At 69.1% G+C, this 17,409-nt stretch carries 17 protein-coding genes; 1 reads left to right on the top strand and 16 read right to left on the bottom strand.

The window, feature by feature from the left end:
* Nucleotides 1-103 precede the first annotated feature (103 nt).
* The 15 genes from fliQ to FZN60_RS01580 form a co-directional block, all read right to left on the bottom strand.
* Nucleotides 104-370: a flagellar biosynthesis protein FliQ gene (fliQ, locus tag FZN60_RS01650; protein ID WP_158870361.1), complete on the bottom strand. Its 267-nt coding sequence runs from the start codon at nt 368-370 to the stop codon at nt 104-106.
* A 15-nt stretch (nt 371-385) separates the two neighbouring features.
* A complete protein-coding gene (gene flgD / locus FZN60_RS01645) occupies nt 386-796 on the bottom strand; it encodes a flagellar hook assembly protein FlgD (protein WP_158870359.1) in 411 nt (136 codons plus the stop codon).
* The gene (gene flbT / locus FZN60_RS01640; RefSeq protein ID WP_158870357.1) at nt 793-1,260 is read right to left on the bottom strand and encodes a flagellar biosynthesis repressor FlbT; all 468 of its coding nucleotides are present in this window, start codon (nt 1,258-1,260) and stop codon (nt 793-795) included. Before flbT ends, flgD begins: the two co-directional genes overlap by 4 nt.
* Nucleotides 1,257-1,607, bottom strand: a complete 351-nt coding sequence (gene flaF / locus FZN60_RS01635) for a flagellar biosynthesis regulator FlaF (RefSeq protein ID WP_158870355.1) — start codon at nt 1,605-1,607, stop codon at nt 1,257-1,259. The genes flbT and flaF overlap by 4 nt, the downstream gene beginning before the upstream one ends.
* Before the next feature lie 56 nt (nt 1,608-1,663).
* The gene (locus FZN60_RS01630) at nt 1,664-2,746 is read right to left on the bottom strand and encodes a flagellar hook-associated family protein (protein ID WP_158870353.1); all 1,083 of its coding nucleotides are present in this window, start codon (nt 2,744-2,746) and stop codon (nt 1,664-1,666) included.
* 17 nt (nt 2,747-2,763) lie between these two features.
* Nucleotides 2,764-4,188: a flagellar hook-associated protein FlgK gene (flgK, locus tag FZN60_RS01625; protein ID WP_158870351.1), complete on the bottom strand. Its 1,425-nt coding sequence runs from the start codon at nt 4,186-4,188 to the stop codon at nt 2,764-2,766.
* A gap of 106 nt (nt 4,189-4,294) precedes the next feature.
* On the bottom strand, nt 4,295-5,665 hold the full coding sequence (locus FZN60_RS01620; protein ID WP_158870349.1) for a flagellar hook protein FlgE: 1,371 nt from the start codon (nt 5,663-5,665) through the stop codon (nt 4,295-4,297).
* A 182-nt stretch (nt 5,666-5,847) separates the two neighbouring features.
* Nucleotides 5,848-6,516 (bottom strand): response regulator transcription factor, encoded by a 669-nt coding sequence (locus FZN60_RS01615; protein ID WP_158870347.1) that lies wholly within the window; start codon nt 6,514-6,516, stop codon nt 5,848-5,850.
* A 303-nt stretch (nt 6,517-6,819) separates the two neighbouring features.
* The gene (fliK, locus tag FZN60_RS01610; RefSeq protein WP_158870345.1) at nt 6,820-8,364 is read right to left on the bottom strand and encodes a flagellar hook-length control protein FliK; all 1,545 of its coding nucleotides are present in this window, start codon (nt 8,362-8,364) and stop codon (nt 6,820-6,822) included.
* The gene (locus FZN60_RS01605) at nt 8,361-9,941 is read right to left on the bottom strand and encodes a MotC family chemotaxis protein (RefSeq protein ID WP_158870343.1); all 1,581 of its coding nucleotides are present in this window, start codon (nt 9,939-9,941) and stop codon (nt 8,361-8,363) included. Before FZN60_RS01605 ends, fliK begins: the two co-directional genes overlap by 4 nt.
* The gene (locus FZN60_RS01600; protein ID WP_158870341.1) at nt 9,938-11,095 is read right to left on the bottom strand and encodes a flagellar motor protein MotB; all 1,158 of its coding nucleotides are present in this window, start codon (nt 11,093-11,095) and stop codon (nt 9,938-9,940) included. The genes FZN60_RS01605 and FZN60_RS01600 overlap by 4 nt, the downstream gene beginning before the upstream one ends.
* Complete coding sequence (locus FZN60_RS01595) at nt 11,092-11,931, bottom strand: hypothetical protein (protein ID WP_158870339.1); 840 nt, start codon at nt 11,929-11,931, stop codon at nt 11,092-11,094. The genes FZN60_RS01600 and FZN60_RS01595 overlap by 4 nt, the downstream gene beginning before the upstream one ends.
* Before the next feature lie 3 nt (nt 11,932-11,934).
* A complete protein-coding gene (fliF, locus tag FZN60_RS01590) occupies nt 11,935-13,659 on the bottom strand; it encodes a flagellar basal-body MS-ring/collar protein FliF (RefSeq protein ID WP_158870337.1) in 1,725 nt (574 codons plus the stop codon).
* 211 nt (nt 13,660-13,870) lie between these two features.
* The gene (fliP, locus tag FZN60_RS01585; RefSeq protein ID WP_158870335.1) at nt 13,871-14,671 is read right to left on the bottom strand and encodes a flagellar type III secretion system pore protein FliP; all 801 of its coding nucleotides are present in this window, start codon (nt 14,669-14,671) and stop codon (nt 13,871-13,873) included.
* A 5-nt stretch (nt 14,672-14,676) separates the two neighbouring features.
* Nucleotides 14,677-15,246, bottom strand: a complete 570-nt coding sequence (locus tag FZN60_RS01580; RefSeq protein ID WP_158870333.1) for a flagellar basal body-associated FliL family protein — start codon at nt 15,244-15,246, stop codon at nt 14,677-14,679.
* A 269-nt stretch (nt 15,247-15,515) separates the two neighbouring features.
* Here FZN60_RS01580 and FZN60_RS01575 point away from each other — a divergent pair, with 269 nt between their 5' ends.
* Nucleotides 15,516-16,076, top strand: a complete 561-nt coding sequence (locus FZN60_RS01575) for a retropepsin-like aspartic protease family protein (RefSeq protein WP_158870331.1) — start codon at nt 15,516-15,518, stop codon at nt 16,074-16,076.
* Between the two features lie 4 nt (nt 16,077-16,080).
* Here FZN60_RS01575 and deoA read toward each other — a convergent pair whose 3' ends face one another.
* The gene (gene deoA / locus FZN60_RS01570; RefSeq protein ID WP_158870329.1) at nt 16,081-17,400 is read right to left on the bottom strand and encodes a thymidine phosphorylase; all 1,320 of its coding nucleotides are present in this window, start codon (nt 17,398-17,400) and stop codon (nt 16,081-16,083) included.
* Nucleotides 17,401-17,409: the final 9 nt, after the last annotated feature.

The raw sequence follows: 17,409 nt of genomic DNA, 5'->3' as shown, positions 1-17,409 counted from the left end.
GAACTGGAAAGGAATTCTTAACCCGCCAGCCTTGGCCCGAACGACGACGGCCGCCCCGGAAGCTCCGGGGCGGCCGTTAGCGGTTCGCGCGGGGATCAAGCGCTCAGAAGCCGGTCTCGATCCTCGAATAGGACTCTTGCGTGAAGGCGTAGACCTGCGCGCCGGTGAAGGAAGCGGTCAGCGCGATCACGACGAAGATCGCCAGGATCTTCGGCACGAAGGTGAGCGTCACCTCCTGGATCTGGGTCAACGCCTGGAAGAGAGCGATGATGATGCCGACCAGCATCGCCGCGCCGACCGCCGGGCCGCAGGCGGCCACGATGGTCCAGACGGCGGACTGGACGATGTCGAGGGCGTCGGCTTCGTTCAAGGCTCGGGCCCTCCCCTATTCGATCGTCGTGCCGGCGCCGAGCGCCATGGTCTTGCCGCTCGTCAGCGTGGCGGTCACGCCGTCGTCGGTGATGCGCACCGACTTGACGACGCCCGAGGTCGCCCCGTCGCCGGAGGTGACGGTGCGGCCGACCAGCGAGTCGGCCTGCGTCAGCGCCGTCAGCGTCGTCATCGCCGCGAGCTTCTGGTTCAGCTTGATCGACTGCTCGACGTTGGAGAAGGAAGCCAGCTGGCTCATCTGCTGCGTCGGGTCCGTCGGGTTCAGCGGATCCTGGTTCTTCATCTGCGCGACGAGGAGCTGCAGGAAGGCGTTGTAGTCGAGGCCGGTCTTGATGCCGTCCTTCGTCGCCTGGGAGACAGCCGTCGCGGCGGTGGTCGTCGCGCTGGTCGGGTTCACGGTGGTCATCGGGCAGCTCCCGCGGCGACGAGGCGGTTGACGTTGGCGAGCTCGGCGGCAGCCTGCATCTGGGCGCGGCTGCCTTCGAGGATCTCCTCCTCGATGTGGAAGAGCCCGCGCAGGCGCTTCAGGGCGTCGAAGGGCCGGTCGCGGCCGATCATGTCCATGATGTCGTGAAGCCCCGAGCGGACATCGACGTTCTTGAAGGCGGCGAGCAGCATCGGGCAGGTCCGGTCGAAGACCTCGCGCGCCGTATCGGCCCCCGCCGGGTCGATCAGCATCATCTGGATGATGAAGTAGAGCTGGCGCAGCGGCGTCGTCGCCTGCGCCTCCTGCAGGACGTGGCTTTCCAGGAGGAAGGTCACGTCGTTCAGGAACTCGAGCTGGACCTTGCGGTCGGCCTTGAGCACCGCTCCGTTGACGAAGATCCGCTCGCCGGCCCGCAGCGTGATGCGGAGCGTTGGCGTCGTCATGCGGCGAGCCCGTCCCGGATCATGGTGGTCACCTCGATCATGCCCTGGAACGAGCCGGACTTGCCGAGCCGCACGGCCTCGGCTTCCTTCATGATCCAGAGGCCGATCGAGATGAGGTTGGCGCGCAGCTCGTCCGGCAGGGCGTTGTCCGAATTGGCCAGGTCCTCGACGAGGATCGACCAAAGGTTGCGCGTGACGTAGATGGCCTCCACGGCCTCGCGCGAGCGAGGCCCGGCCTCTTCGGCCCGTTCCAGAAGCGAGATCGCGTGGCCGAGCGCCTGGCGCTCGCGGTCGCGTGCCGTCGCGCCGCTTTCCTGAGCAACCTCGGCATAGGAGAATTGGTACATTCCCGGTCCTCGTTCGGGGGTTATGCGTCATGCTCGGTCGGCGAAGGGGCCGGCCGTCAGAGATAGTCCAGGATGTTCAGCGAGCGGATCCGGCCGGTCACCTCGGCCGTCGCCTGAAGCTGGGTGAGGAGGTTGTTGACCCGCAACGCCACCTCCGCCGGGTCGACGTCCTCCAGGCTGCCGTAGGACTTCGTCGCCGTATCCATGCGCGTGGTGAGGCGCTCGTTGGCGGCCTCGATGCGCCCCAGGCGGAACCCGACATCGGCCTGTATCCGGGTTACCCCGTCGATGCCGGCCTGAAGCTCGGTCACCGCCTTGTTGAGAACGGCGTTTCTAGCCTCCTGCCCCAGACCTGCCAGATCGAAGCTGGCAATCATGGAGTATGTCGAAGCAAGCTTGCGGAAGGCCGTATCATTGGCGGACAGCGAGGCAGTCACCGTCTCGTTGTCGCCGATGCTCACCGTCATCTGCGTGTCGGAAGCGTTCGACCAGTTCGCGTCCCAGTTGGCGTTGTCGGCGGTCTGACTGGAGAAGCGGAAGGGGTTCCCGACAGTGATGTCGACGTCCTGACTGGGCAGGGCACCGTTCTCGAGATAGGCGTTCATCTGCGCAACGGTTACGTCGCCCCCCCCGTTGGCTGCCTTCGCCGCGGCGACGAAGGCGTCGAAGTTGGTCTTGGCCGCAGCACGCCCCCCCGCCTGATCGAAGACCACGCCCGCGCCCGTATTGGCGCCGGCGAACAGGGACTGGCCACCGAAGGAGATGTTGAGCGCCCCGGCCATCTGCTCGAGCGAGCTTTTGGCCTGGTCGATCACCGTACCGAGGGTCTTCGTGTCCTTGATCGCGATGGCGCTTCCCAGCGCAGCCTTCATCGCCTCCGCATTCTTCGACAAACTGGTCAGCGAATCGTCGACGAGCTCCAGGTTCGACGCCACCGCCTTGTTGGAGGTGATCTGGCTCTTGAACGACGCTTCCTGGCTGCGGAAGCTGACGGTCGCTGCTGTCTGGCCGCCCAGCGTGAGGCCGACATCGGCGTGGCGCAGCGTGCCCGTTTCCTTCTCGGCCTTGGCGAGCTCGAGCTGGAGGCGCTGGATCACGGTGCGCGACGAATTGCTCATGGAGAGCGACGAAACGGTCATAGTGGTGCGGTGCCTCGTCAGATGGCCTGGAGGAGCGCCGCCAGCATCTCGTCTACGGTCGAGATCAGCTTGGAGGACGCTTGGTAGGATCGCTCGAGATCGATGAGCAGCGTCATCTCCTCGGCGAGGTTGATGCCTGTGGTGTCCGACAGCGTTTCCTGCGTGCGGGACAGGAGGGTCTGCTTGTACTCGCTGTCGGTGAGCGACTTCGACCGGTTGGCTTCGAGCCATCCGACGGACGAGGCGGCGAACTCCGCAATGGACCCGTTCGTTGCTGAGCCGAGCGTGGTGAAGGAACGCGAGGTCGAGAGCGCCGTCGAAAGTGCGTTCAAGCGCCCCGTGAAGCCTGCCAGACCCGTGGCATTGTAGTCGTATGTGCCTCCGGCGACGCCGTCGCGCAGCTTCTTGGGATCGGCCATCGCGTTGGCGCTGACCTTGATCGTGGTGGCGAGCCCGGTGGAAGGCGGCGCCGTCACGGTGCCGGTGAAGAGGCCGTCGACGGGCGTGAGCAGGCCTGTCGGCCCGGTCTCCTGAAACGCTTCGCGCAGCTTGCCCGCCATTTCGTCGAGCTGGTTGCCGTAGGTCACGGCGATCTTGTCGCGCAGCTCCACGAGGCCGGCGATCTTGCCGGACTTGATCGGCATGAAGGCGTTATCGCCGGTTACGGTCACGCCGTCGATCTTGAACACGTTGCCGGGCGAGCCCGACGTCAGCGCTCCCGAGGTCGAGAACTCCACCAGACGAGGCACGCGCTCGAAAAGCGTGACCCCCGAATCGGTGTAGAGCACCATGTCGTTGTTGGCGCGGAAGCCCACGGAAACGCCGACATATTCCGACAGTTCGGCGACGGCCTGATCGCGCTTGTCGACGAAGTCGGTGACGTCGGTTCCACCGGTCGTGCCTGCGATGACCTGATCGTTCAGGTCTTTGATGCGGGACAGGATGTCGTTCATCGACTTGGCCGCAGCGACGAGTTCGCCGTCGGCGTCCTGGCGGACCGCCTGAACCATGGCTGCGCCCTGGTTGAGCGAGGTCGCGAGGTCCTGGGCAGTCTGCACGGCGGCGCGCGCCAGCTCGAAATTGTTCGGCTGCGCAGCAGCCGCGTCGATCGTATCCTTGAGCTTGGAGACGAGCGCCGCTGGCGAACGTCCGAGTTCCGGATCGCCGATCGTTTCGCTGATACGGCTCAGGCCGTTCGCGACGGTCTTGGTCGCGGCCAGCGAGGAGGTCGAGTCCAGCATGTTGCGGAACAGGACCGAGTTCTGCGACTGGGCGATCGAGGCGATCTCGACCTTGCCGTTGATGCCGGTGACGACGTTGGCGTACTTGCGAGTCGCCCCCGCCGTGTTGAGGTTCGCTATGTTGCGCGACACCAGCTGCGTGTGCGTCTGGGTCGCGGCGAGCGAAGACTTCGCCGTGTTGAGGGCGGAAGAAAGCGACATGGAACGGATCCGCCGAGCAAAGGGGATGGGGACGGGCCGCCCATGTGGTTGCAGGGGCGGCCATCGGTCTTAGCGGGCGGTGGCACCGACGGACGGCGCCGGCCGCTCAACGCTTCAGGTTGACGAGGACGTCGAGGATTTCCGACCCGGTCTGGAAGACCTTCGAGTTCGCCGTGTAGGAGCGCTGCGACTCGATCATGTTGGTCAACTCGGAGGCGAGGTCGACGGTCGAGCCTTCCAGAGCACCCGAGACCAGCTTGCCGATGCCGCTCTCGCCCGGAAAGCCGACCAGCACGGTTCCGGATTCGAGGCCCGCGCTGAAGACGTTGCCCGGAAGAGCCGTCATATTGTCCGGGCTCTCCACCATGGCGAGCGGGATCTTGTAGAGGTTGATCGAAGCGCCCGACTTGAACTCCGCCCGTATGATGCCGTCGTCGCCAACCGACACCTTGTCCACCATCTCCGGCGGATTGCCGTTGGCTTTCGTCTGGGACAGCGTCTGGAACGGCGCGTTCTTCTGCGTCGTGCTCGTCAGGCTGAGGGTCAGGGCCTGTCCGTTGGGGATGGTCACGGCCAGCGTCTGGTTCGCGGTCGACAGCGTTCCATCGGTCTTGAACTTGACGTCCGCGCTGGCCAGGAGCCCGCCCGTGCCATAGGGGAACGGCGCCGAGGCGCCGGTCGTGGCTGCCTTGGCACGATCGAAGACAGCGTATTCCCAGGTGTCCTCCGTCGGCGGGGTGGCGCCGTAGTCGCCGACCGCCGTCTTCGACATGTAGACGTCGAGGATCACCTCCTTGCCGGTGTTGTCGTAGGTGACGATCGACTCCTTCGCCGTGTACGAAACCGGTGCAGCCGTCGTGGCGGAGGCCTGGTTCTTCGGCGTCGTGCCCGCGGTGTGAGTTCCCGCGGCGACCTGCGCAGATGTCGCCGCAGGGTCGATGAGCTTGGAGTCCTTGTTCAGGTTCACCTGCAGCGTCGCCGCGTCCGACGGTTTCGAGATGAGGCGCGACGCATTCAAGTTCACGTTGACGAGCCCGGCATAGCCGTTGGCGACGCCGTTCGTGTCGCCCTCGGGCAGCGGGTAGCCCTGGAGGATGAAGCCGGCGGCATTGACCAGGTCGCCGTTGCCGTTCTTCACGAAGGAGCCGGCGCGGGTCAGGTACTTGCCGGTCTCGCCGTCGCCGACCACCATGTAGCCCTTGCCGGAGATGGCGAGGTCGATCGCCTGCGAGGACGAGGAATTGGTCGTGTAGGACAGGCCGCCCTGCTCGGAGATCAGGGTGCGGGTCTGGGTCTGGACGACGCCCGAATTGTAGAGGCCGGCGGAGGATGGCAGTACCAGCGACGAGAACTCGGTATAGGACCGCTTGTAGCCGGTCGTGTTCGCGTTCGCGATGTTCTCCGACACGGCGGACAGGCGATTCGCCTGCGCGTTCATGCCGGAGGTGCTGGTGCGCATGACGCCGCCGATGCTCATCAGTTCGTCCCTGGGTTCCGTGGAAACTGGGCCTGTTTGTAGCTCTAACGGCTTGCGCGAAACTGCTGGATTAGTTGCTGAAAAGTAAACGTCAAGGTTAAACGAAGAAGCCTCCGGTCGATCCTTTGATCGACCGGAGGCTCCAGGCATGAACGGAGGCAATGCTTCGGTCGAGCGTCGGATCAGACGCCGATGCCGTAGCCGAGGTAGCGCTTGGAGGAGACCGGGTCGTAGCCCAGGCGCATCTTCAGCTTCTTGCGCAGCTTCGAGATATGGCTCTCGATGACGTTCTCCTCGACGTTCTCGTCGAAGACGCCGTAGATGGCGGAGAAGAGCTGCTGCTTGGACACGCGGCGGCCGCGGTTGGCGACCAAGTATTCGAGGATGCGGCGCTCGCGGCGCGGCAGCGCCATGGCGCGCCCGGCGACCTCGGCGTCGCGGCCGTCGGCGAACACGGCGATCTCGCCGATCATGGTGCGGGCCGTGTCGACGGCGTCGCGGCGGCGGATGGCGCCGACGCGGGCCAGGATCTCCTTGACGTGGACCGGCTTGGCCACGACGTCGTCCACGCCGGCGGCGAAGAGGTCGAGCGTGCCGTCGAGGCTCTTGGACTCCGAGAGCGCGATCATCGGCGCCTTGGACCGCGAGCGGATGAGGCGGGGGCTGACGGCACGCTCGTCGAAGTCGCCGAGAAGAAAGGCCTCGACGGCGGAGATGTCGGTCTCCGGCGCAGTCTCGACCCAGTCGCGGAACTCGCTGGCGGAGAAGCCGGTCGCCGAGACACCCTCGCGACCGAAGAGCGACTGGTAGCCGCTCGTCACCAATTCCCGGTTATCCACAACGACGATCATTTGAGAGCCCCTCAGTGCCGTTCTTGCCTGTGGAAAAACCCTAACCTGACCCGAATCTGGACCCAATCCTCAAATTTCATGGTCCATTAACCACAGTGGACGACAGCAGCCTAAATACCCGTTCCACCTGACGAATTTTTTTACTTAACAGAAGGTTAACGCGAGCCAGTAGTGGCTTTGCGCAAAAGGCAAGAGCCCGGCGAGCCCTGTGTATAGAAATTCTGCGTTCGTGGCCTGTTCTTCAAATGCGACGATGCCGCGAAACCGGCAATCCGGCTTCGCGGCGTCGTTGCTCTCGCCGGATCAGAGATAGAGCGAGCCGCCGCTGCGGGCCGGCGCGTCGGCACCGCCGGCCGCCGTGGCTCGCGTCGCGCCGGGCTCACGACCACCGGTCTCGCGGCGGCTCTCGCCGCCGGACGCACCGCCGCCCGCCGAGCCTCCGTCCGCGGAGCCGCCCTGCCCCGCCTGCCCGGAGCCGTCGCGGCCGGCGCCGCCCGCGTTGCCGGCAGACGACGTCGAAGCCGGAGCGCTCGCGGCGAGATCGCGCACGACGATCGTCACGGCCGCGTCGTCCAGCGTGAAGCCGGCGCGCCGCAGCAGGCTCTTCAGCCCGTCGGCATCCTCGGAAAGGATCGCGGCGGTGGCGTCGAGGGGCGTCGCGATCTCGACCGCCAGTTCGCCCCGCACCATGCGCAGCGACACGTCGACCTTGCCGAGATGCTCCGGCTGGAGCTGGATGCGGATCGACTTCAACGCGGCGCCGCCCGCCTGGTAGCGCAGGACACCGGCCTCCGAAGCGCCGCGCGCCGAGGAGTGGCCGTCGCGCGGATCGACGAGGCTCGCCACCGCGCTGGCGATCTGGCTCGAGGGCGAGCCGTAGCCGCCTTGGCCGCCGAAGCCCGCCTCGAACGAAGCCTTGGCCGACGACTTCGCGCCGCCGAGAGCCGACAGGAGCTCGTCGGCCCCCTTCTCGTCCCGGCCGGCGAAATCGTCGGAGGACGCCCCGCTCTCGTCGCCGACGAGAACCGGATCGTGACGGTGCGGCTCGAAGTGCGTCCGCATGGCGACGACGTCGATCTTGGCCGTGGCGATGCCGGCATCGGCCGGCCTGAGCGCCGCCGCCGCCCGGAGCGTCGCGGCATCCGCGGCGCGCGCGATCTCGGCGCCCGGCGTCGAGGCGAGCGCCACGCCGTCGTCGGTTGGCATCGGCAGGGCTTCGGTTTCGACGGCGGCGTTCGCGTCCTTGGCTGATGCGGCATCGGCACGGTTCGCCCCGTGCGCTTGCGCGTCCGCGCTGCCGAGACTTGCGGCGAGAACCTTGGCGAGACGCATGGTGGGCGACAGGCCGGCGGCGGACGCGTTGCTGCCAAGGGCCGCCTGGACTCCGTCGTCACCCGCCGCGCGCGTCTGTGCCGCCGCGGTCAGCGCGGCCGCGGCATCCTGCGAGACGCGGGCGGCTTCGACCGCGCGCAGGTCCGGCAGGAGGGACGAGAGCGACTTCGCGCCCTCGGCGTCCGTGTTTCCCCCGTCGTCGGGCATCGATATCTCGGAGCCGTCTACTCCCTCGATCGCCGGGTCGGCGGCGATCGCCGAGGCCTCGGCCTCCGCGATGGCCTGCGCCGCGGCGGCTTCGGCACCGTCGGCGGCGTTCTTGCCGTCGGCCTTCTCGGCCGATGCATCGGCGGCCTTGCCGTGCCCATGGCGCTCGGCCTTCGCGCCGTTGTGCTTGGTGGCGGCGCCGAGCGCCGCGTCGAAGGCGGACCCGGCCTTGGAGCGGTCTTGCGCGGGGACGCGTCCGGATCCCGGACGGGGATCGCCGGCATCGGCGAGTACGATCATGGATGTCATCTGTGTGTATTCTGCAAGTCGTTCGAGATCTGGTCGAGAAGTTCGGCGCCGCGGCGCAGCACCGGAGAAGCGGCGATGTCCGGCACGTCGAGCGCCGCCTGCATCTCCGTCTGCTCCACCGCGTCCGGTTGCTCCGCCCGGTCGCCGAGCGACAGGTCGCGCGCGGCCACCACGGGCGTCGCCATGCCGTCGACCACGGCATAGGCGGCGGAGAGGATCTCCACGTCCGCAGGGTGGAGAAGGCTTCGATCGATGGCGTCGAGCATCGCCCGAGCCTCGGAGGTCGTCCGGCCGGCGATGGTCGCGGCGGCCTGGTAGAGCTTGGCGCGCTCGCGCTCGCCCGGCGGCATCTCCGGCAGGAGCAGCGCGTCCTCGCAGATCGCCGCCGTCAGCGCCTCGTTGCCCATCACCAGCGCGCGCCGGCCGACGGACAGGAGGATGCCGAGCCGCTCGTCGTCGGGAAGCGCGTGCGTCACGTCGCGGATCACCGCCAGCACCTCGATGCCGCCGTCGCGGCCGCGCTCGGCATAGGCGGCGGCGAAGCGCGCCCGGAAATTGCCGGCATAGGCCGAACGGGCATAGGCGTCGAAGTAGCGGCGCGCCAGCGTGTCGGCGAGGCGGAACTCGCCCTGCCCCTCGGCGATGGCAACGCCCATGCGCAGCGCCGCTTCTTCGAGAAGCGTTCCCGGCATCAGGAGCCGCACGCGCTGGATGTCGGCGAGCGCGCTGTCCGGCGCGTCGGCCTCCAGGAGCTGGGCGCGCGCCAGGCTCGCCTGCGCGGCGAGCGCCGGCTCCATCGTCGCGAGGTCGAGCGCCGCCAGCCGACGCGCCGCGTCCTTGTTGCGGTTCTCGACGTAGGCGAGCGCCGCCTCGACGAGCGCCCGGTCGGTCGACGACATCTCGGCGCGGGCCGACACGCCGCGAAGCACGCTGGGCGGCCCGCCGCTCATGGTGAAGATCACCGCGGCGCGCAGGTTCCGCGGGTCCTTCCAGACGTCCGGTTCGACCGACAGGAAGGCCGGCGCGAAGCGGTTCAGGACGGTCTGCTGGGCGCGCATCGCAGCCGCGTTGCCGCGCCCGATCTGGTCCTGCAGGAATTCCAGCGAGCGCACGATCTCGAAGGGCATCGGGCCCCGCGTCGTCGGCCAGCTCGCCGGCGGCGCGCCCTCGTGCCCGTCTCCCTCGGCGCTCTCGGCATGCGCTTCGCCGCCGGCGGCAACGGCCTCGCCGTGATCGGCTGCCGCCGCGTGGTCGCCGGCGCTGCCGGGCGCCGGGGCTTCTGCATGAGCCCCCGAAGCCTCTCCATGCGCGGGGGCCGAGCCGGCAGCGGCGGCTTCGGCCGCCGGCTGGCGCACGGCCTCCGCGGTACCGGGCGAAACCGGCGGCAGGACATGCTCGTCCCCCGCCTCGCCGTGCGCCGCCTCTGCCGGAGCCTGCGTCGGCGACGAGGCGGGAGCGTGGGCCTCCTCCTCGGCGCCGGCCGGCGCCGAGGCGAGGGCGAAAATCGCCGCGAGCGCGCTCGCCCCCGCCAGGGCACGCAGGCCCCGCCGCATGGGTGTCGAAGAGCGGTGGATCACGCCGCGGGCTCCTTGAGCAGGATCTCGATGCGCCGGTTGACGGCCGCCTGCGGGTCGGCCGCATCCTTCGGATCGCGGTCGGCGAAGCCTTCGATCGCCTTGACGCGGTTCTCGTCGAGCCCGCCGCGGGCGAGCATGTAGTAGGCCATGTGGGCGCGGGCGGTGGACAGGCGCCAATTGTCGTAGTCGCCGCTGCGATAAGGACGCGAGTCGGTGTGGCCGCGGATCACGATCGTGCCCTGGCGCTCCTGCAGCACGGCGGCGATCTTCTCCATCATGGAGACGGCCGGGCCGGTCGGCTTGGCCGAGCCGACCTCGAACATGCCGCTGGGACCGGCATCGGCGAGCGAGACGACGATGCCGTCCGGCCCCGCCTTCACCTCGACGCTGGAGGGCAGCGACTGGTTGCTCGCGGCGAGCGACTTCGCGATCTCGTCGCGGATCGCCGCGGCTTCGGCCTGCTGCTTCCCGGCGTCGCCGGCCGGCTGCGACGGGTCGGCCGCGGCCTCGGCGGGCTTCGGCTCCGCGCCGTCGGCCGGCACGAGCTCGACGCTCGTCTGCAGCTCGGGCGGCGGCGCGTCGACGTTGGGAACGGCCGGGACGCTGGCCGCCGCGCTCAGCTGCCAGGAGGACGGATCGAAGGGATCGCGATAGGCTTCGCCGCCGTTGAGGCCGGGCAGCCCTGTTCCGTCCGGCTTGCCGCTCTCGCGGCCCGAGCCGCTGCTCGTCGACTGCGCCGCGATCTCGGCGAGAACGGCGTAGGGGTCGCGGAACAGCGCCTGCTCCTCGCCGCCGGTCTCGTTGCCGGCGAGTGGATTGCCGCTCGGATCGCCCGGCATCTTCACCTCGCTCGGCCCCTCGACGTTTGAGACTTCGGGCTTGGGGCTGATGTCGGTCGACACGCCCTTGGAGGACGGGGCCGTGTCGTTCATCTCGATCGGGTTGAAGTACTTGGCGATCTCCTTCTTCGTCGCGTCCTCCGACGAGTTGGTGAGCCACATCACCAGGAAGAAGGCCATCATCGCCGTCATGAAGTCGGCGAAGGCGATCTTCCAGACGCCGCCGTGATGGCCGTCCTCGTGATCGCTGTGGCGGCGGACGATGATGATCTCGTTGTGCTGGGCGGTGTGCCCGGCCGCGCCCTGCTCGCTCACGACAAGGCCTCGTTCAGGGCGCGGCGCCAGTCGGTCAGCCGGGTCTCGATCACGGTGGCGTCGGCCTGGATCCGCAGCTCGACGGCCTCGGCCTCGTCGACGAAGGCGATGAGAGCGGCCTGGCGCGCGGGCAGCGCCTTCTTCAGCGCGTCGAGAAGATCGCGCGGCCCGGCGGCGCGCATGGCGAGCGCCTTGCCGTCGCCCGAGAGCAGCGAAACGGTCTCGACGATCTCGGCGATGGTCTGCCGCTCGCGGGCGCCGCGCGCCAGCGGCTTCAGCACCGCCCCGAAGGACTCGCGAATGACGAGGCCGATGCGATCGGCCTGGTCCGACAGGAGCCCGGCGAGCTTCTCCCCTTCCGCGCTCGCCCAGTCAGCGCGCGCTTGTGCCAGCGCCGCTTCGCGCTCGGCCGCGAAGCGCGCTTCGAGGCTCGCCCGCTCCGCCGCGAAGGCGGCCTCCATCTCGGCGCGCATCGCCGCGCGTCCCTCGGCCTCGCCGTCCGCGCGCGCTTGCGCGAGCATCGCCTCGTGGTCGACCTCCGGCTCGGCCTCGACCTCGCCATCGCCCATCTCGAAGGCGTTTTCCAGGTCGGCGTCGAAGCCGTCGAGGCTCATCGCGCCGAAGCCGCCGAGCGGCTCGAAGGCAGTCTCGTCCATGAGGACGTCGTCGACGGCGTTCAGCGGCCGGAACTCGATCTCGTGGTTCGCCGGCGGGCGCTCGACGAGCGACAAGCGCTCGAAGACCGGTTTGCGCTTGAGGGGCGAGAGGCCGGAGGCGCTGGCGAAGGCCGGCTCGGCAGGCCCGATCTCGGACAGGTATTGCGCGAGAGGGATCATGGATCAGGCGGCCTTCTTCTCGTGGATCCACTGCTTGAGGATCGCCGCCGCCTGCTTCTCGTCGTACTCGACGAGCTGGCTGAGCCGCGCCTGGGGCGAGTTGATCTGGGTCTGGGCGATGTCGTCGAGGAAGGCCATGTCGGCCATGGCGCGCGGGCCGCCCAGCGCCGCGGTGGCGCCGGGGCTGCCGAGGGCGCCGAAGGCTCCCCCGGCGTCCATGCCGCCGATGGCGCTGCCGTCGGCATCGTTCATGAAGCCGGCATTGGCGAGCTCGATGCTGTCGGAGCCGGCACCGTCCTGCGCGTCCTGAGCGGCCGGCGAAAGGGCGCGGATCGCCGGCTTGATGCCGAACCAGACGAGGAGAACCGCGACGACGAGGATGGTGAGCGCGTTGATGAGCGTGCCCGACTGGCGCATGAACATCTCGCCGATTCCGGGCGCCGGCACGGGTTCGAGAGCCGTCGTGGAGTCGAGGAAGTCGACGGCGGTGACGGTCAGCTGGTCGCCGCGGCTCTGCGACACGCCGGCCGCCGAGGCGACGAGGGTCTCGATCTGCTTCAGGCGCGCGTCGACCTGCTCGTCGGTCGCATCGGCGCCGATCGCTTCCTTCAGGCGGGCGCGGTTCACCACCACGGCCACCGACAGGTTCTCGACCTGGTAGCCGTCGCTGGTCGTCGAGATGGTCTTCTCGTTGATCTCGTAGTTGGTCAGCTCCTCGCGGCGTTCCTTGGAGTCCGAGGAGGAGCGGCCGTTCGCGCCCGCATTGGCCTGATCGACCGGCTGGGGCACGTTCTGGTCGACGGTGGTCGCCTGATCCTGCGTGGCGTTCTGGCTCTCGCCGGTCTCGCGGACGGTACGGGTCGAGCGCTCGACGCGGCCCTCGGGATCGAAGGTGCGCTCGCTGATCTGGCGCCGGTCGGTGTTGAGGCGCGCGGTGACGCTGGACTGGAAGTTGCCGACGCCGAGATAGGGCGCGAGCGTGCGGCGGATCGAGTCCTGCACCGAGTTCGACACGATCTGCTCGACGCCGAGGAGCTTCTGGGGCGCGGCGTTCAGACCGTCGCCGCCGGAGGCGAGAAGCGTGCCGTCGGTGTCGAGAACGGTGACCTCGTCGACGCTCATGCCGGGAACGGCGGCGGCGACGAGGTGGCGGATCGCCTCGGCCGACTTGAACGAGCCCGAGCCGTCGGTGCGGATCACGACGCTCGCGGAGGGCGGGCGCGAATCACGGCGGAAGGAGCCCTCGTCCGGCAGGACGATATGGACGCGCGCGGCGCGCACGTCGGCGATCGACTGGATGGTGCGGGCGATCTCGCCTTCCAGGGCGCGCACCCGCGTCACTTCCTGCATGAAGGAGGTGAGCCCGATCGAACCGAGATTGTCGAACAGCTCGTAGCCGGCGTTTTCCGAGCGGGGCAGGCCCTTCTCGGCGAGCAGCATGCGCGCCGGCGCTGTCTGGGAGAACGGCGTCATGATGGCGTCGCCGGACGGGGCGGCGTCGAAGGGAATGCCGGCTTCCGTCAGGGCCGCGCCGATCGACGACATGTCGGTGCGGTCGAGGCCCGAATAGAGCGTCTCCATGTCGGGCCGCGACAGGTAGTACCCGCCGAGCGAAACGATGGCGACGACGAGAAGCCCGACGAGGGCGAGCCCACCGAGCTTGCGTGGTCCGAGGTCCTTGAGGCTGGTCAGAAGCTTTTCGGCCTCTGTACGGGCGACGGTCACCATGAAACGCCTGTTCGCTGTCGATTTTTATGGATGCTTGAATGGTCCGCAATCTGGTCGAGAAAGCTTGTGCGGACGTGATGGGGGTCGGCTCGAAAGCCCTGACGCGGCAAGGTTTGCGAAGGCCGCGGCGGCTCGCTTCGCGCGCGCGAAGGCCGGCGCCGGGTCTTCCCCGCGCCGGCCTCGATGACGGCTCTCGATCGACGGATCGTCGCTAGAAGAAGGATCGCACCAGGGAGCCCGACAGCATGTTCCACCCGTCGATCAGGATGAAGAACAGGATCTTGAAGGGTAGCGATATGATGGTCGGCGGCAGCATCATCATGCCCATCGACATGGTCAGCGTCGCCACGATCATGTCGATGACCAGGAAGGGCAGGACGATCAGGAAGCCGATCTCGAAGCCGCGGCGCAGCTCGGAGATCATGAAGGCGGGGATCAGGACGCGGAACTCCACCACGCCGTCCTCGGCAGAGCCCTGCTCGAGCGGCGGCACGCGCGAGCGGTCCGTCGCCTCGGCGATGCCGCCGAAGAGGGCGAGATCGGATTCGCGAACCTGTCCCAGCATAAACTCGCGGAACGGCTCGGCGATGCGCGTGAAGGCGACTTCCTCGCTGATCTCGTTGTTCATCATCGGCTTCAGGCCGTCCTGCCACGCCTTGTCGAAGGTCGGCGACATGACGAAGAAGGTCATGAACAGGGCGAGCGAGATCAGGATGAGGTTGGCCGGCGTCGTCTGCAGGCCGAGCCCGGTTCTCAGGATCGACAGCGCGATGACGATGCGGGTGAAGGACGTCACCATCACCAGGAGGCCCGGCGCGATCGAGAGCACGGTCACGAGGCCGAAGAGCTGAACGATGCGCCCGGAGACCGCAGCGTCTCCGGCCGGCAGCAGCGAGGCGAGCGACTGGGCGACGTCGCCGTCCTGGGCATGGGCGACGCCGGCGAGGCCGAGCAGGAGGACGGCCGCGGCCGCCGCGAGCGGGGCCGCGCGCCCGAGGAAGGGCCGGCGCATCGCGACTACTCCGCCACCAGGGACTGGATGAGCACGTCGGACACGTGCGGCGAGCGCATGCGCGCCCGCTCGACGAGGTCCTCGCGCAGGTGGGTGATGCCCCGCGCGCCTTCGAGCTGCGGCAGCTGCACCGTGCGCAGGAAGGTCGTCGTGTCCGCCTCGATCCGGGCGAGCAGGAGCTCGGTGTCCTCCTCCGACGCGCCCGAGATGACGAGCGAGGATTCGAGGCGCACGATCATGTTGGCCGGCGCCGCGAGGTTGGTGACGATCGGCTTCATGACGACGAGCTTGTCCGGCACGGGCTCATCGGCCTCGCCCTCGGCCGCAGCGTGCTCGCCGGCCGGCGCGGCGCCTCCGTGCTCGGCTTGCGCCCCGCCCTCCGGCTTCGGCGCGGCAGGCGCCGCGGCGGCCGGCGCTTCGGCGACGGGCGCGGCTTCCTCGGATGCGAGCAGCGTGCCCGTGAGCGCCCCGGCGCCGCCGGCCAGCACCGTCAGAACGCCCACCGCCAGAACCGTCGGCATAATGCCGCCCTTGGCCTTGCCGGCAGGCGCCTCGGAGGTCTCGTCCTCGGCCATGTCTCGCGACTCCCCGCGCCTCGATATCGACTTGCGGCGCCTGGGATGGGGTCGGGCAAGCGTGGTCCCGACCGCCGCATCCGGCGCCGAGACGAGGGATAGGCCGTTTGGCTGATCCGAGACTTAACGAGCCGTTAACCCTTGCCCCTATCCGAACGGAGAACTTGACCGGGCGGGAGCCGCCCCGCGCGGTTTGACGGCACCGCCTTCACCCTTCCGAAAACGCTTGCGTTCTAGGGTCGGAAAAACCGCCGCCTCGGGAGTTCTCGATGTACAAGGCCCTGGCGCTCCTCGCGGGTGCCTCGATGCTCGGACTCGCCCTGCCCTCCGTTTTCGATCGCTACCTCGCCGAGATGCGGCAGGAGCAGTCGGAAACGGCCGTGAGCCAGCAGCGCATCGTCGAGGCGGGCGTCCAGGCCAACCGGACGCGGGCGCAGGAAGCGACCCCGACCTATGGCGGGCGCGTCGCGGAAATCGACGTTGGCCCGTCCGGCCATTTCGAAACGACGGCGAACCTCAACGGCCGGCCCGTCCACGTCCTCGTCGACACCGGCGCGACCTACGTCGCGATCTCCGAGCGGCAGGCCCGCCAGCTCGGGCTCATGCTGACCGCCGGCGACTTCAAGCACACCGCCCGCACCGCCAACGGCGAGAACAAGGTGGCGCTGGCCGTGCTCGACCGCGTGAAGATCGGCAGCGTCGAGGTGCGCGACGTCGAGGTCATGGTGTCCAAGGGCGACGTCCTGCCGGTGACGCTGCTCGGCATGAGCTTCCTGTCGAAGCTGAAGCGCTTCGAGGTCCACGCCGACACGCTGAGCCTCGTCCAGTAGGCCGTCAGCCGACCCGGCCGAGGATCACCGGCCGCTCCGGCGCGGGAGTACCGCCCGGATCGAGGCGATAAGCGGCCCGAACGCTCTCGACCGCCCGCTCCGCCCCGGCTTCGTCGCGCGCGTGAACGAGCGCGAGCGGCTCGCCGGCCTCGATCCGCGCGCCCACCCGCTGCATCGCGGTCAGCCCGACCGCCGGATCGACCGGATCGCTCGCCTTCGTGCGTCCGCCGCCCAGCTCGACCACGGCGAGGCCGAGCGCGCGGGCATCCACCGCCGCGACGACACCGGCCGTTTCGGCCCGCACGTCGCGCACGACCGACGCCTCGGGCAGGTGGACCTCCGGCCGCGCCAGGAGGTCGACAGGGCCGCCGAGGCTCGCGACCATGCGGGCGAAGCGCTCGGCGGCGGCGCCCGCGTCGAGCGCCTCCCGCGCGCGCCTGTCCGCGTCGCCGGCATCGGTCGCGAGGCCTCCCAGCACCAGAAGCTCGGCGGCGAGGCCGAGAACGGCCGCCTCCATGCGCGGATCGCGCGGTGTTTGCGTCAGAAAGCGGATCGCGCCGCGCACCTCGACCGCGTTGCCGGCCTCGCGCCCGAGCGGCTCGTCCATGCCGGTGATCAGCGCGACGGTCGGCAGGCCAGCGCCGCGCGCGACGGAGACGAGGCTGGCGGCGAGCTCCCGCGCTGCCGTCTCCGAGGCCATGAAGGCGCCCGAACCGGTCTTGACGTCCATCACGAGCGCGTCGAGCCCGGCGGCGAGCTTCTTCGACAGGATCGAGGCGGTGATCAGCGGCACGGACTCGACCGTCGCCGTCACGTCGCGCACGGCGTAGATGCGCCCGTCGGCCGGCGCGAGGCTGCCGGTCTGGCCGACGATGGCGCAGCCCGCCGCCTCCACCGCGGCGCGGAAGCGCTCGTTGGGCGGATAGGCCGCGTAGCCGGGGATCGCCTCCAGCTTGTCCAGCGTGCCGCCGGTATGGCCGAGGCCGCGGCCGGAGATCATCGGCACGGCGGCGCCGCAGGCGGCGAGCAGCGGCGCCAGCATCAAGGACACCGCGTCGCCGACGCCGCCGGTGGAATGCTTGTCGAGAACGGGCTTTTCGAGGTCGCGCCAGTCCAGAACCTCGCCGGAATCGCGCATGGCGAGCGTCAGCGCCACCGTCTCCTCGGCCGCCATGCCGCGCAGGCAGGTCGCCATGGCGAAGGCGGCGATCTGCTCGGGCGAGACGCGGCCGTCCGCCACGCCGGCCACGAAGTCGGCGATGTCGGCGGGGCGAAGCGCGCGCCCGTCCCGCTTGTCGCGGATGATCTCCTGCGGCAACCGCATCGCGCGTCG

It is taken from the genome of Antarcticirhabdus aurantiaca (assembly GCF_009765365.1).
In the GTDB taxonomy this organism is placed as follows: domain Bacteria; phylum Pseudomonadota; class Alphaproteobacteria; order Rhizobiales; family Rhizobiaceae; genus Antarcticirhabdus; species Antarcticirhabdus aurantiaca.
The sequence above is the reverse complement of the archived record's forward strand: the minus strand, read 5'-3'. Positions and strand labels throughout refer to the sequence as shown.